This is a genomic window from Paenibacillus sp. FSL R5-192 (genome assembly GCF_000517845.1).
Lineage (GTDB): Bacteria > Bacillota > Bacilli > Paenibacillales > Paenibacillaceae > Paenibacillus > Paenibacillus amylolyticus.
In genome coordinates this window covers 625,734-641,410 of record NZ_ASPR01000014.1, presented here as the reverse complement: position 1 = coordinate 641,410, position 15,677 = coordinate 625,734, and the positions used below count along the sequence as shown (strand labels likewise).

At 45.8% G+C, this 15,677-nt stretch carries 15 protein-coding genes; 1 reads left to right on the top strand and 14 read right to left on the bottom strand.

Features of this window, described 5'->3' with window-relative positions; genetic code table 11:
- Positions 1-183: 183 nt before the first annotated feature.
- On the bottom strand, positions 184-525 hold the full coding sequence (gene rplS / locus C161_RS11210) for a 50S ribosomal protein L19 (RefSeq protein WP_017689212.1): 342 nt from the start codon (positions 523-525) through the stop codon (positions 184-186).
- 350 nt (positions 526-875) lie between these two features.
- Here rplS and C161_RS11205 point away from each other — a divergent pair, with 350 nt between their 5' ends.
- On the top strand, positions 876-1,787 hold the full coding sequence (locus C161_RS11205; RefSeq protein ID WP_036670351.1) for a polysaccharide deacetylase family protein: 912 nt from the start codon (positions 876-878) through the stop codon (positions 1,785-1,787).
- 3 nt (positions 1,788-1,790) lie between these two features.
- Here C161_RS11205 and C161_RS11200 read toward each other — a convergent pair whose 3' ends face one another.
- The 13 genes from C161_RS11200 to fabF form a co-directional block, all read right to left on the bottom strand.
- Positions 1,791-3,038 (bottom strand): hypothetical protein, encoded by a 1,248-nt coding sequence (locus tag C161_RS11200; protein ID WP_036670348.1) that lies wholly within the window; start codon positions 3,036-3,038, stop codon positions 1,791-1,793.
- A gap of 153 nt (positions 3,039-3,191) precedes the next feature.
- Complete coding sequence (locus C161_RS11195; protein ID WP_036670345.1) at positions 3,192-3,566, bottom strand: VOC family protein; 375 nt, start codon at positions 3,564-3,566, stop codon at positions 3,192-3,194.
- A gap of 187 nt (positions 3,567-3,753) precedes the next feature.
- A complete protein-coding gene (gene trmD, locus C161_RS11190) occupies positions 3,754-4,521 on the bottom strand; it encodes a tRNA (guanosine(37)-N1)-methyltransferase TrmD (protein ID WP_036670343.1) in 768 nt (255 codons plus the stop codon).
- A gap of 1 nt (position 4,522) precedes the next feature.
- On the bottom strand, positions 4,523-5,035 hold the full coding sequence (gene rimM / locus C161_RS11185; RefSeq protein ID WP_036609454.1) for a ribosome maturation factor RimM: 513 nt from the start codon (positions 5,033-5,035) through the stop codon (positions 4,523-4,525).
- A 301-nt stretch (positions 5,036-5,336) separates the two neighbouring features.
- Complete coding sequence (locus tag C161_RS11180; protein WP_017689218.1) at positions 5,337-5,567, bottom strand: KH domain-containing protein; 231 nt, start codon at positions 5,565-5,567, stop codon at positions 5,337-5,339.
- 23 nt (positions 5,568-5,590) lie between these two features.
- The gene (gene rpsP / locus C161_RS11175; protein ID WP_017689219.1) at positions 5,591-5,863 is read right to left on the bottom strand and encodes a 30S ribosomal protein S16; all 273 of its coding nucleotides are present in this window, start codon (positions 5,861-5,863) and stop codon (positions 5,591-5,593) included.
- A 53-nt stretch (positions 5,864-5,916) separates the two neighbouring features.
- Positions 5,917-7,296, bottom strand: coding sequence for a signal recognition particle protein (gene ffh / locus C161_RS11170; RefSeq protein WP_017689220.1), 1,380 nt, complete (start codon positions 7,294-7,296; stop codon positions 5,917-5,919).
- A gap of 62 nt (positions 7,297-7,358) precedes the next feature.
- Positions 7,359-7,709: a YlxM family DNA-binding protein gene (gene ylxM, locus C161_RS11165; protein ID WP_017689221.1), complete on the bottom strand. Its 351-nt coding sequence runs from the start codon at positions 7,707-7,709 to the stop codon at positions 7,359-7,361.
- Between the two features lie 262 nt (positions 7,710-7,971).
- Positions 7,972-8,619: a PAQR family membrane homeostasis protein TrhA gene (trhA, locus tag C161_RS11160; RefSeq protein WP_017689222.1), complete on the bottom strand. Its 648-nt coding sequence runs from the start codon at positions 8,617-8,619 to the stop codon at positions 7,972-7,974.
- Positions 8,620-8,765: 146 nt separating this feature from the next.
- Positions 8,766-9,779 carry a signal recognition particle-docking protein FtsY gene (gene ftsY, locus C161_RS11155; protein WP_036609455.1) on the bottom strand — a complete coding sequence of 338 codons (1,014 nt, stop codon included), beginning with the start codon at positions 9,777-9,779 and terminating at the stop codon, positions 8,766-8,768.
- Positions 9,780-9,887: 108 nt separating this feature from the next.
- A complete protein-coding gene (gene smc, locus C161_RS11150) occupies positions 9,888-13,457 on the bottom strand; it encodes a chromosome segregation protein SMC (protein WP_036670340.1) in 3,570 nt (1,189 codons plus the stop codon).
- Between the two features lie 218 nt (positions 13,458-13,675).
- Positions 13,676-14,380 (bottom strand): ribonuclease III, encoded by a 705-nt coding sequence (gene rnc / locus C161_RS11145; protein ID WP_036670338.1) that lies wholly within the window; start codon positions 14,378-14,380, stop codon positions 13,676-13,678.
- A gap of 13 nt (positions 14,381-14,393) precedes the next feature.
- The gene (fabF, locus tag C161_RS11140) at positions 14,394-15,632 is read right to left on the bottom strand and encodes a beta-ketoacyl-ACP synthase II (RefSeq protein ID WP_036609459.1); all 1,239 of its coding nucleotides are present in this window, start codon (positions 15,630-15,632) and stop codon (positions 14,394-14,396) included.
- Between the last annotated feature and the right edge of the window lie 45 nt (positions 15,633-15,677).

The window sequence follows — 15,677 nt, the reverse complement described above, 5'->3', positions numbered from 1 at the left end:
AAAAAGTCGGTACTGAAACCGGTCTTTTGAACACGCACTTCAATAACTGATTTTACAAGCCTCCCGGACTATTCCCCGCATGTGTTGCCATACCATTTTACTCGGAAGTGTACCTCCGGTTCAACTTTTCCCGGACAAAAACGAAAAGGGCTTGTCTCCAAGCCCTTCCCGGTATCCGTTATATTAACGAATTTCTTTAATTCTCGCTGCTTTACCGCGTAGTTCACGAAGATAATAAAGCTTCGCACGACGAACTTTACCACGGCGAGCCACTTCGATTCTATCGATTTTAGGGGAATGAAGCGGGAAAGCTCTTTCCACACCTACACCGTAAGAAATTTTACGAACTGTAAAAGTCTCACTGATTCCACCACCACGGCGTTTAATCACAACACCTTCGAACAATTGGATACGCTCGCGAGTTCCCTCGATTACCTTAACGTGCACTTTCAAAGTGTCACCAGGACGAAAACTCGGAAGATCCTTGCGAAGTTGTTCTTGTGTAATCGCTTGAACGATATTCATCTATGACTCCCTCCTTCCATACAGGCGTTCATACTTCTTCCAGAGATCACCTTGTCTCCTTCATCATCCATAGAGGACCGCCGTATTCCACATAACAGACTTATTGTATCACGCAGCATATCAAAACACAAGAGAAATTAAACAAATGCCTATTGTTCAATCTGCCACTCTGAAACTCATCCATCACATGTTAACTTCATTCTAAAATACATTCTCCCGTATGGAAAGTGAATCAACGCTCTCATCTTGCAAGTCAACCTGATACAGGAAAAAATACTGTAACTTCCAGTGTAGTAATATCGTCTATGATATAACTTATTGACCACTTTAAAAGGAGAATCCCAAGACTTATGAAATATTGGAAAAAGATCACACTTGCCCTACTCGCCATGCTCACATGCTCCATTACACTATATTCATATGCCGTAACTCACCCAACGAATGCACTGTCACACACTGACTTCTCTAACCAATCTGCGCTGGATCGTTCTAACTTTAGGATTGAACAAGGTACCGCTACAGAAGTTCCTGTGCTGATGTATCATTACATAGAGCCCAAACTGAATAATCACGAGACAGATAATAAATCCATCATTAATCTGGAGGATTTTGAGCAAAATATGAAATACCTGCATGATGAAGGCTACCGCACGATTACATTGGATCAGCTTGAGCAATATGTTAGCGGGAAGATTTCCCTGCCACAGAAGTCCATTGTGATTACCTTTGATGATGGATACCAGAACAATTATACATTAGCTTACCCTGTGCTTCAGAAATATAATTTTCATGCCTCGCTGTTTGTCATAGGCAGTAAAATTCAAGATCAACCTTCGGAATTTGAGCCCGCCATTAACAGTTTCATCTCCAAACCAGAGATGCAGGCAGCAACTGACGTATTTGAATTCAACAGCCATACCTATAACCTGCATCACAAGGGATTTATGCGCTGTGGTAACAGTGTTCCTGTCGGTCTGGACACCAGTCTTCTGGATGATGATATCCAGCAAATGAAGGAAACCGGAATAGACACACCTTATTTGGCCTATCCTTTTGGTTATACCAGCACACAGATGATCTACAAGTTACAGCAACATGGATATCGCATGGCCTTTACCGTAAAGTCTGGATTTGTGCATCCAGGAGATCATCCGATGAAGTTGCCTCGCTTGACGGTCACGACAGGTACTGATTTGGCGACGTTGCTTCAACCCGAATCCAGTCCGCAGAACGAATCATCTGCATCGGAGAATGACCAGTAAAATCTAGATTTTAACTTCACCGCCCGGATACAGAGTCGAGTTATACAGCCTTTTTAGCTGTGGCTTGGCTCTTTTTGCATCCAGTAGTGATAATGTCATCGGAGAACTGGAATAAATCACTGCTTCCTCTGCGTCATAGATGATGATCTGTTCTTTCCCCGTCTGAACCAGGTCTGCATGCACCGCATATCCCTCTTTCGGGAATTCAGTAACCGTTTTCATATCTCCATCTACCAAAGAAGGCAACACATCTCCCCCTCGGCGATACGCCAAAATATAATCGAGTCCACCCTCATCCCAGTTACACACAGGCTCTATAATGGTTAACCAGCCCCGAGTTGTGCGGTTTTCTTTCCAAATTTCTTTACCAGCGCTATCCAGCATGAACATTCCATCCTTACCATGCTCATCCCCCCGGACAATCCGGTCCAGACCTGCAATCTGTAAACCTTCCATTCCAGTACAAAAATGGCCTAACGCAATATGCTGTGATTCAATTGAATCTTCATAACGCCATTTCTCATTTCCGTAGCGGTCCATCATGACCGTAACACTGCCACCAATGACAACCTCGACTTGCCCATCACCGTCAACGTCGCCAAACCATATACAGTCAGCATGATCATCGAGATTCTGACAAGACCATAATAATGTCCCATCATGATCCAGCATGTCATATCCGGCCATCACTTCATCTTTCCCATCTCCATCGATATCGTATACCCATGGAAAATGTCCTGGATTCCCTTCATGCTTCCATAACAAATTAAAATCATGGTCGAGTGCCCACAACGTCTTATAGCGGTCTTTCAGTATAATGTCCATTCTATGCTGGTTACCCGTCAGGTTGGCGAGAATAATGCAGTCATGTGCTTCATCACCTGGCAGATCACGTGTTTCTTTGATCTCTCCGGTCCGGCCATCCAACACGAGAAATTGTTTGTCCATCACACACAATACTTCATTATTTCCATCTCCATCCCAATCTGCGACCTGAGCGGGATAGTCTGAACCCGGACCCCCTGCATCGGGATCAGGAGTTCCGACCTGCCATAGTAATGTTCCTTCCAGATCAAACGCAGTCAAACAACATACCTGATGCGGGACATACCGATCGTCTATACCCCCATCTGCCTGTACCAGCAACATTTCAAGTCTGCCATCCCCGTTTAGATCTCCTAAAAGCATTTTGCAGCGTTCTCCGGCTTGGCTAATATTTAGACTGGCGATTTCATAAGGCTGAATGCTCATCATCTTCCTCCTCAGCTTATCGTTGTTATTCAAATCCAGCTGAGTTCACCATAAAGAAAACCCCTATTTTTTACAACCCTATTATGTGGTCATGCAAAAATGTTCAAAGTTGCAAAAAAGTGCCTACGTAATAAACGATTTAAACGAATGATTTTAAGCCCACTCTAAAAACTCAAGACGATTGCCAAAAGGATCATTTATATAAAAACGTCTTACACCTTCATCTGCCCTTGCTTCGTCATCGACAATATGAATTTGGTTATGAATGAGATGATCACGCAACTGATCCAAATGTTGTACATGAAAAGCCGGATGAGCTTTTGTGGCGGGAATAAAATCTTTTTGTACGCCAATATGCACTTGGTGTCCACCACACTCAAACCATACACCACCCCGTTTTCTCAGAATTTCAGGTTTGGGAATCTCCGTCCAGCCCAGTACTTTATTGAAAAAATGACGTGCCTCCGCTTCACAAGCTTCAGGTGCTGCGAGCTGAATATGATCAAGACCAATAATATTGTAAGTCATTCATACACCGCCTTTGGTTTCATTTAGTGAAACTGAGTTTTAAAATATACCTCCATTTTATAGAATAACCCATTGAATATCCAGCTTTCTTTACAAAACACATAAGAAAAGCCAACCTTTGGTATCAAGGTTGGCTTTTTCAAACTCTATAAAAAGATATATTTACGTGTTTATACGATACATATACTTATTCTGTGCTATGTTTACGGTTTGAGCGTATCTTTTTCAACCAAATACGTTCTTTATCTGTCAAATCAGCCGTTTCCAACATCTCCGGTCTGCGCTCCAGCGTACGAAGCAACGACTGTTCTCTGCGCCATGCCTCAATGTTCAGATGATGTCCCGACAACAGCATATCCGGTACTTTCATGCCCCTAAACTCGGGTGGACGTGTGTAGTGTGGATATTCGAGGAGTCCAGTACTGAATGAATCCGTCACAGCACTTGTCTCATTGCCAAGCACACCGGGAATAAGGCGTACGATGCTGTCGATCGCAACCATAGCAGGCAATTCCCCACCAGTGAGCACGTAATCACCAATGGATAGTTCATCCGTCACGAGAAATTCGCGAATTCGCTCATCGTAACCTTCATAATGTCCACATATAAAAATCAGATGATCTTCCTGTACAAGTTCTTCTGCTTTTTTCTGTGTAAACGTCTCACCTTGCGGACACATTAAAATGATACGTGGAGCTTTCATGGTTGCCGCGGCTTCTCCGCGTTGCTCCAGTACATCTTCAACAGCAGCAAAGATCGGATCTGGTTTCAGCACCATGCCTCCACCCCCACCGTAAGGAGCATCATCGACCGTATTGTGCTTATTGGTCGCATAATTACGGAAGTTGGTTGCACCGAGGGACACCAGCCCCTTCGTTTGGGCTTTACCCAGAATGCTTGCTCCGAATACGCCATCAAACATCTCCGGGAATAGTGTTAATACATCCACTTTCATGTTACAGCAGCCCTTCCATCAGGTGAATCTTCACTTGTTGCTGTTCGATGTCCACATCAAGTACTACATCATCAATAACGGGAATCAGCACTTCTTTACCTGCTGGCGTTTTGACAACCCATACATCATTGGCACCCGGAGTCAAAATTTCAGAGATGGTTCCAAGCGTTTCACCCTCTTCGGTGATAACCGAACACCCAACGATTTGATGGAAGTAGTATTCACCTTCCTCCAGCTCAGCGAGGTTCTCTTTTAACACTTTGGCCATACCGCCTTTAAACTTCTCTACTTCATTAATATTGCCATACTCTTTCAGACGAAGAATATACATATTTTTATGCAAACGTGCAGATTCCACGTTAACCATGACGGGATGATTATCTGGCGTAAAGAAAAACAACTCTGCATTTTTCGCGAAACGCACTTCTGGGAAATCGGTTATAGGCATGATTCTCACCTCACCGCGAATTCCATGCGTATTAACGATTTTACCTACATTCATAAACTCTGCCATACGTTCCTCCTACGAAATTAAATCAAACTAAACAGCTACTTCGACTCTCGTACGGTCATTCCGGCGACGGTTCGTTCTTTCGATCGCTGTTACCCCCTCATTTTTCGAACTTAATTTAAAAGGTGAAAATGAGGTGATAAAGGCGAACGCTGACGCTTCTCCAGAATCGATCCCGTCCCCTGCACTGCTCCGAAGTCACTCATACCCAAAATATTTTAATTCAATATCTAATTCAACATATTAAGTTCAGCATGCACGAAAAGGGGCTAGGACATGCATCCTAACCCCCTTTCGTATATCTTTAAGATATGATATCAACGGTAACCCGTTTATCCATCTTAACTGCTGCTGATGTGACGACCGTACGAAGTGATTTCGCGATTCGTCCTTGTTTACCAATTACCTTCCCGACATCGTCAGGATGAACGGTTAACTCATAAACGACAAGCCGGTCTTTCTCAACCGTCCGAACCGTCACATCTTCCGGATGATCGACTAAAGCCTTAGCAATTATGCTTACTAATTCTTCCATAGATGACCCTCCGAATCAGCACTTTATTTAGATAATTTAGACTCGTGGAACTTCTTCATCACGCCCGCTTTGCTAAGCAAGTTGCGGACAGTGTCAGATGCTTGTGCACCGTTTTGAAGCCATGCCAATGCTTTATCTTCATCGATCTTAACAACAGCCGGTTGTTCAACCGGGTTGTAGTAACCGATCTCCTCGATAAAACGACCGTCACGTGGGGAACGGGAATCCGATACCACTACGCGGTAGAAAGGAGCTTTGTGAGCACCCATACGTTTCAGACGAATACGAACTGCCATTTGAAAATTCACCTCCTTCAATGAAATCTGTATATGATCCAGCTTCGCTTAAATCAACGGAAAGGAAACTTCATTCCTTTACCCATACCTTTAAGCTGCTTCATCGCTTTATTTTTACCGCCGCCTTTAGGTCCCATCATATCCGAGAACTGCTTCATCATGCGGCGCATCTCATCAAATTGCTTGATCAGACGATTTACTTCAGCCAGAGATGTTCCGCTTCCGGTAGCAATACGCTTCCGGCGGCTATGGTTGATCATGTCCGGGTTACGTTTCTCTTCGGTCGTCATTGAGTAAACGATCGCTTCGATCCGGCCCATCTGTTTATCATCAACCTTCAGATCCTTGGCTTGTTTCATCTTGCCCATGCCGGGGATCATATCCATGATCTGATCGATTGGTCCCAGCTTTTTCACTTGATCCATCTGCTCCAGGAAATCTTCAAACGTGAATTCTGCATTACGCATCTTCCGTTCCATTTCCTTGGCTTTATCGGTATCAATGTTTAATTGTGCTTTCTCAATCAGAGATAACATATCACCCATACCGAGGATCCGTGAAGCCATACGTTCCGGGTGGAACGGCTCCAAAGCGTCAAGTTTCTCTCCAAGGGAAGCAAACTTGATTGGACAACCCGTAACTGCTTTGACGGAAAGCGCAGCACCACCACGAGTATCTCCATCCAGCTTTGTCAGGACAACCCCGGTCAGATTAAGCTGCTGGTTAAAGTGTTCTGCTACGTTAACCGCATCCTGACCTGTCATGCTGTCTACAACAAGCAGTACTTCATCCGGATTCACTACGCTGTGAATCTGGCGAAGTTCTTCCATCAGTTCTTCATCAACATGCAGACGTCCAGCTGTATCGATAATAACATAGTCATTACCGTTATCTTTGGCATGTTGTAGACCTTGACGTGCGATCTCAACAGGGCTTGTCTGATCTCCCAGTGTGAATACCGGCGCTTTGATCTGCTCGCCAAGTACTTGCAACTGTTTGATCGCTGCCGGACGATAAATATCTCCTGCAACAAGCAATGGTCTGCTGTTTTGCTTTTGCAACATTTTAGCTAGTTTACCCGATGTGGTTGTTTTACCAGCACCCTGCAAACCAACCATCATCAGCACCGTAGGCGGTTTGTTCGCTTTAGCCAGTTTCGCTTGGCTTCCACCCATCAAATCCGTTAGTTCCTTGTTAACGATGTCGATGATGACCATTCCTGGCGTGAAGCTCTCCATCACTTCTTTGCCAACAGCCTTCTCTTTCACCTTGGCGATGAATTCCTTGACCACTTTGAAGTTTACATCCGCTTCGAGCAATGCCAGACGTACCTCGCGCATAGCCTCGGCTACATCTTCATCAGACACCTTGCCTTTGCCGCGCAGCTTGCTGAACACATTCTGTAATCGGGTCGTTAATCCTTCAAATGCCATGATCCCACCTCCTTAAGCTTTAATACTGTTTTCAAGACCGATACGTTCCGCTCAGCCAATTATCATTCACTAAGCTGAGCAACGATATCGTGTATTTGTTTGTTGTTATCAATGGAGACGCCTGCGCGTTCCAATGCATTTTGCAAATCTTCAAGATTGCGATTACGCCGTTCATGCTTTTCTAGCAAGCCCAGCTTGCTTTCGTAATTTTCCAGCACTTGTTCGGCACGCTTGATATGCTCGTATACCGCCTGGCGGCTGATCTCAAACTCGGCTGCAATTTCACCAAGTGAGAAATCGTCATGAAAGTAATACTTTAGAAAAGTCTGCTGTTTCTCGGTAAGTAACAATTCATAAAAAGCAAACAGCAAGTTAATCCGGTTTGTCTTCTCAAGCCGATTTTCTTGACTCACATCGGGGCACTCCCTTCGTCAAGGAAAAACACTTTACACTCTTGCAACGTTCCTAATAATACCTAAAACAAATCAGGTTGTCAAGCAAAAATACTTGTCACAATAAAAACAGCTCTGATGATACGTTATTTCGATGTTTAACGGGTGGTTTATACCCTTTTTCACTACAAGCAAATTCTATCTGTGTCCCTGCGACCCACCTCTATGTAGAAGAAAAAACGAATGCGTCTCAGTCCGTGGAGATGCATCCGTTTATGGTGTTCTAACGAAGTGGTGTCAGGTACAGCAGTACCATAAAGAAATGAAGAATACTGCCTGCTAACACAAAGAGATGCCAAATCGCATGGTGGTACGGAAATCCACGCCATACATAAAAGAGCGTACCCAGTGTATACATCAGGCCTCCAGCAACCAGCAACACAATGCCGCCTGTAGGAATGGCAGCCATAAGAGGTTGCCAGGCAATAACGATCAGCCAGCCCATCGCAATATAGAAAATCGTGGACATGAATAGAAACTTTTTCGTAAAAAATGCCTTAAAGATCACGCCGAATAATGCGATTCCCCAGATTATACCAAACAGGGTCCATCCAAGTGTACCGCGAACAGCAATAAACAAAAGCGGAGTGTACGATCCCGCAATAAACAAATAAATGGAAGAATGGTCGAAAATCTCAAATAAATCTTTCACTTTTCCATCTTTCCATGCATGCACGAGTGTAGAGCTTGTATAGAGCAGCAGCATGGTGATCCCGTAGATCGTGAAACTGACCACATGCCAAGCCGTGCCTTTCATACTTGAAAATACAATCAATATCACCAGTGCAGCTACACTGAGTGCAGCGCCGATTCCATGTGTCACCGCATTGGCGACTTCTTCACGGCGAGAATAGGTATACGTATTGGCCATTTTCAACCGTCCTTTCTAACCCTTTAACATTGCCTGCTTTATTCCTCTATTATACACGTATTGCCAGTGACATTACACGTGACACTTATCACGTATATCACTGGCAATACGGTTAACATTATTAATTCATTCTATTATTAATGATTCTAGGAATTAGCTTCCTCTTCTTCAGCACTTTCCGCTGGCTGTTCCTGGATCAATCCGGCGAACAAAGCATGCACAAATTGCTCCGAATCAAACGGCTGCAGATCATCAATTTTTTCACCCAGTCCTACGAGCTTCACAGGCAAGTCCAGCTCCTGACGGATCGCAACAACGATCCCCCCTTTGGCTGTTCCATCCAGTTTCGTCAGTACGAGGCCAGTTACGCCGCTTTTCTCACCGAAAAGTTTGGCTTGGTTTAAAGCATTTTGACCTGTTGTTGCATCCAGTACCATCAGTACTTCATGCGGAGCATCCGGAATTTCACGCTGAATGACACGATAGATCTTGTTAAGCTCGTCCATCAGGTTCGATTTATTTTGCAGACGACCTGCTGTATCACAGAGCAGAACATCCGCACCCCGTTGTTTCGCTGCTTGTACCGCATCATACATAACCGCTGCTGGATCAGAACCAGATTGCTGTTTGATAACATCGACACCGGCACGTTGCCCCCATACTTCCAGCTGTTCAATGGCTCCGGCACGGAACGTATCTCCAGCTGCCATGATGACTTTTTTACCTTGTTGTTTAAATCGATGTGCCAGCTTGCCAATCGTTGTTGTTTTACCAACACCGTTAACACCAACGAACAAAATGACGGTAATGCCATCCGGGTTCATTTTCAATTCGTTATTCTGTTCACCGCGAAGAAGACCCGTCAGTTTCTCGGACAATACAGGCTGCAGCTCAGCCGCATCCTCAATTTTGCGTTTTTTCACCTCAACGCGCAGGTCTTCGATCAGATTCATGACTGTATTCACACCAACGTCTGCTCCGATCAAAATCTCTTCCAGTTCTTCATAGAACTCTTCATCGATTTTTTTGCGACGGATTACGAGATCCGACACTTTTTCCACTAACCCTTTACGTGTCTTTTCCAATCCATCCTTGAACTGTTTGGTGACCGACTCCGTTTTGCTTGCAATGCTGTCTCTAAGCTTTTTAAAAAAACTCATAAAGCCCCTCCATCGTGTACATAATCTAAGCGCTTTTGCAAAAATGCTCAATCTGAATGATTTTCAATGATTACAATGAGTTCATTTGTCTCGCAAGTTTGGATCAGATCAGGCAATTACTGCTTCCTCATCTTCCAGTTTAACCGAAACAAGCTTGGATACTCCGCCCTCTTCCATCGTAACACCGTACAGCACATCTGCCTCTTCCATCGTACCTTTACGATGGGTAACAACGATAAACTGTGTCTGTTCGGAGAATTCACGCAAGTACTGGGCAAAACGTACCACGTTAGCTTCGTCCAGCGCTGCCTCTACTTCATCCAACACGCAGAATGGTACCGGTTTGACATGCAGAATAGCAAATAATAGAGCCATGGCCGTCAAAGCCCGCTCCCCACCGGATAACAGTTGCAGATTTTGCAGTTTCTTGCCTGGTGGCTGAGCCACAATATCTATTCCTGTTTCAAGCAAGCGCTCCGGGTCCATCAGAACAAGGTCAGCACGTCCCCCGCCAAACAGCTTGCTAAACACGGTACCGAACTCACGGCGGATGGCATCAAACGTGATCTTGAATCGCTTCGCCATCTCGTCTTCCATTTCCCGAATAACCTGATACAACGTTGTTTTAGCTTCCACCAGGTCATTCTTCTGTTCACTCAGGAACTCGTATCGCTCATTGACTCGCTGGAACTCCTCAATCGCTCCTAGGTTCACATCACCCAGTGCGGAAATACTGCGCTTCAGCTTCTGTACCTCTGCCTGTGTATGCTCCACGTCTTCCGGTACAGGATAACGCTCTTTGGCCAGTTCATAGCCTAGTTCGTATTCATCCGTCAGCTTTCGCAGTATATTTTCCAGCTCAACATCCAACCGGTTCACGGAAATTTCCGTCTGTCGCATCTGCTCTTCCACAGCTTTTAACTGCGTGCGCTGTTCCTTCGTTTCGCTCTCGGCAAGCTCAAGCTTTTTCGACAACTCACTTCGGGCAGCGCGTTTGAAGTCCAACTCCTGGGAAGTTTCCGCTTTTTTCAGCTTGTACTGGTTCAGATCTTCAATCTGTTTGACACTCTCGGTCTGTGTTTTCTTGAGATCTGCTTCCATCGAAGCCAGCAACGTGCGATTCTGACGAAGATCTTTCACCAACGACTCCACTTCCCGCTCCAGACGTCGCAATTGTTCCCCATTGGAGAATCGCTCCTGATCAAGCTTGCCTTCGCGCACTTTCAATTCGGTGAGTTGGCTCTGCAATTCTTCCTTCGCCGATTCATTGGCTTTCCGAGCAAACTCAGCTGCATGAATGGCACGATGAGTCGCTTTTTCTTCCTCTTCAAGCTGCTCCAGCTTCTTCACAGCGACGATGCGAGCTGTATCCAGCTCTTTGATCTCTTCGGTAAAGCCGCTCTTCTCCTGCCCGGCAACGGCAACCTGTTCAAGCACATGGCGAAGCTCATGCTCTACCTGTTTCATTTCCATCGAAGCCTGCTGTTCTGCATTTCGGGTATCATCACCGGACTGACGAAGTTCATCCAGTTTGTCCTGACACTGCTCCAGTTGGACTTTTACATCATCCACACTGCGATGCAGTTTCACGATTTGATTTTCCGTATCCAAAATATCCTGGTCGAGCTGGTCCAGCTGCCGTTTCCGGCTGAGCAGACTCACATTTTTCTTGTGCTGGCTACCACCTGTCATGGAACCACCCGCATTGACCACGTCACCTTCAAGTGTCACAACCCGGAAACGATACTGGCAGCGAGCCGCAATTTTATTGGCGACCTCCAACGTTTCGGCAATAATAACATTACCTAACAGACTGCCAATGATTGAAGCGTACTTGGATTCGAATTGTACAAGATCAGCACCGATCCCCACAAAACCCTCCATACCTTCGATCATGGAACGTTCAGCTGCTCCAATGGCACGAGGACGAATGACATCCAGAGGCAGGAACGTTGCACGCCCCAACTGGCGTTGCTTCAGGAAAGCGATTGCCTGTCTGGAAACTGATTCATTTTCCATGACTACATGCTGCAAGGATGCTCCCATTGCTGTTTCTACCGCAAGTTCAATCTTCTCGGGAACTTTGACGAGTTCAGCTACAGCTCCATGAATACCGCTCAGCGTACCTTTGCGTGAAGCCTTGAGGACCTCCTTGACACCCAGCATGAATCCGTCAAAATCATCCTGCATCTCTTTCATCGTATCGCGGCGGGAAACTTGAGCTTCACGCTTCTGTTCCCATTTACGGACCGTACCCCGACTTTCTTCGAGCAGCTTCTGCAGCGACTGGAGTCGTTCACTTTCCGTAATGTATCCACCACGTAGATCACTGATTTCTTTGCCCAAACGAACAACTTTTTTCTCAATGTCCGCTTTACGACTTTCCAGTGTCTCTTTTTGATCTTCCCATTTGCCCGATTCCTCAGCCGCGCGATTCATTCTGCGCTCCAGCGTTTCTTTCTGCTGATCCACATAACGAATTTCATTTCGTGTCTGAGCCATCTGATTCATCAGTTCCAGCAAGTTGCCTTTGAGGCTTTCCTCTTGCTGTTGACTAATGCCACCTGTGACACCGATGAGTTTGGCTTCTTCTTGGGACAACTGATTTCTCACATCATTCAGTTCATGCTCAAGTTTGCCAAACTTCTCACGCAGTGCAAGCAGCTCGGTTTCCCGTTCGCGATGTCTCTCTTCACTGGCGGCAAGCGTTACTTTGAGCTGCTCCTGATTCGTTTGCAGATGGTGGGAGCGCTCCTTGAGCAATTCTCCAAGCCCTTCACTTTTCTCTGTCGCTTCACTGAATTGCAATAAAGCGGCTTGCAGTTGCTCTGTCTCTGTTTCCAGGATACGCAGCGCATTCCGATCATTTTCCAGCTTGGCATCATGCGTAGAGACAATCGCTGCGAGTCCAACCTCTTCCTGTTTTAGCGATTGCAGGCGCTCGTTCGCCTTACTCCAGGACGCATGAATCTGTTCGATCTGGTACACATACATGGAAATTTCCTGCGATTTGAGCTGGGAACGAAGTTCCTTATAGTGGATCGCTTTCTCTGATTGTTCCTTTAGCGGTCCAATCTGATCTTCCAGTTCAGTCACCAGATCATGAATACGCAGCAAATTCTGCTCTGTCTCATCCAGTTTGCGCGTCGCATCCCGCTTGCGGGATTTATATTTAACGATACCTGAAGCTTCTTCAAAGATACCTCTGCGATCCTCTGAACGGGTACTCAGAATCTCTTCGATTCGCCCCTGTCCAATAATCGAGTAGGCTTCCTTACCGATGCCGGTATCCATAAACAACTCCGTGATATCCTTCAAACGACAAGATTGTTTGTTGATAAAATATTCACTATCTCCGCTGCGATGTACACGACGAGTCACCGTCACCTCACCAAAATCCAATGCAAGTGCGTGATCTTCGTTATCAAGCGTTAGCGACACCTCACCGAAATTAACGGCCTTCCGTGCGTCACTGCCTGCAAAGATGATATCTTCCATCTTGCCACCACGCAGCGACTTGGCACTTTGTTCCCCCAGAACCCAGCGAATTCCGTCCGATATATTACTCTTGCCACTTCCGTTCGGACCTACAACAGCCGTAATGCCACGAACGAACTCCATCTCCGTTTTGTCGGCGAATGACTTGAATCCACCCAATTCAATCCGTTTTAAAAACATAGGGTTTCTCGTCACCTCCTCTTGCAAATTTCAAGTATTGCATTCCAGCGCCTAACTAAATTGAACTAAAATAAAATTCAACTTATTTAGTTAACGATCAGGAACCTTCTCCTGAACCTCTTTACAAAAAAAAGAGCAAAAAGCAGTCCGGCCGATTACTTCCGCCGGGGCGGACCCGCGGGCTGCTCTTTGCTCTTCGTTTGTCTATGCGCTATCGGTTAAGCTCCGGCTTCCGGAAGCTTCAGTCGATCAAGTGCTGCAGATGCAGCCTGTTGTTCCGCTTCCTTTTTGGAACGTCCTGTACCTCTGCCAAGTCTTTCTTGACCCATATGGACCTCCGAGACAAACTCACGTTCATGGGCAGGTCCCCGTTCCTCAACGATACGGTATTCCAAAGCTCCCATATTGTGATGCTGAGTAAGTTCCTGCAGTTCCGTTTTGTAATCACTCATTTGCAGCTTGCTGCCCAATACGATTAATGGGAAGACATGCTGATCAAGAAATGTCCGAACAGGCGCAAGCCCCTGATCCAGATACAATGCACCAATGAAAGATTCAAACACATCTGCCAGCAGAGCCGGCCGTGTCCGTCCTCCAGTTAGTTCCTCACCTTTACCAAGAAGTACATACTGCCCAAAACCCAACGCTTCAGCAAATTTGACGAGGGAAGGCTCACAGACAATGGATGCCCGCAGCTTAGTTAATTCACCTTCCGGACGGTTAGGATACAAATGATACAAGTACTCCGATACAGTCAGTTCCAGCACGGCATCGCCCAGAAATTCCAGACGCTCGTTGTCCTGATGCTGACTGAACCGGTGTTCGTTTACATAAGAAGCATGGGTAAACGCTTGTTTTAAAAGCTGCCTGTTGTCAAATTTGATTTGAAGTTTATGTTGTAACTGCTTCAGATCTTCACTCAAACGAACTAGCCCCTTATGCTTCAAATTTTTTGAGAATAATGGTGGCATTGTGACCGCCGAATCCAAATGAATTGGACATGGCAATATTAACTTTGGTTTGACGTGGAACATTTGGTACATAATCCAGATCACATTCCGGGTCCTGATTTTCCAGGTTAATCGTTGGAGCCAGTGTCTGATGTGTCAGTGACAATCCGCAGATAACCGCTTCTACACCACCAGCAGCGCCAAGCATGTGGCCCGTCATGGATTTAGTGGAACTCACGGCGAGCTTGTACGCATGATCACCAAACGCCTTTTTGATCGCAAGCGTTTCGGATCTGTCGCCTACAGGCGTCGAAGTTCCGTGTGCATTAATGTAGTCCACTTCTTCAGGCTCAATGCCCGCATTACGAAGTGCCATCTTCATGCAACGTGCTGCTCCGTCCGGATCTGGTTCTGTCATGTGATGTGCATCACCTGTCAGACCGTAACCGATCACTTCACCATAAATGCGTGCACCACGTTTTTGAGCATGCTCCAGGGATTCCAGAATCATAACACCAGCGCCTTCGCCCATAACAAAACCATCACGTTCTGTATCAAAAGGACGGCTTGACTTCGCAGGATCATCATTACGTGTAGACATTGCGCGCATCGCACAGAACCCTGCAAGACCCGTTGGTCTGATTGTTGCTTCCGCACCACCACAGATCATGGCATCTGCATCACCATTGGCAATCAGCTTGAAGGAATCTCCGATGGAGTGTGTACCTGTTGCACAAGCGGTAACAACGTTAATGTTAGGACCTTTGGCACCAAGAGAAATGGACATTTGGCCTGAAGCCATGTTGGAGATCATCATGGGAATAAAGAATGGGCTTACCCGTTTTGGACCTTTTTGCAATAATGCATTATGTTGGTCCTCCCACGTACCCAATCCACCAATACCTGATCCGATGGATACACCGAAACGCTCTGCATCAATATTCTCGTTAATTTTCAGACCACTGTCTTCAACGGCTTTGAAGCCGGCTGCCACAGCGAACTGTACAAAACGGTCCATTTTGCGAGCATCCTTGCGATCCATATATTCTTCCGGGTTGAAATCCTTGATCTCGGCTGCAATCTGTGTCGTGTATTCACTAACATCAAACGCCTCAATCTGAGAAATTCCGGACTTTCCTGCCATTAAACTGCCCCAGAACGTTTCCAAATCTTTTCCGAGCGATGTCATTACGCCCATTCCGGTAATTACTACTCTTTGTTTCAAACCGAGTCACCTCTATATCGACTGCATTACGCAAGTATTTTGTGG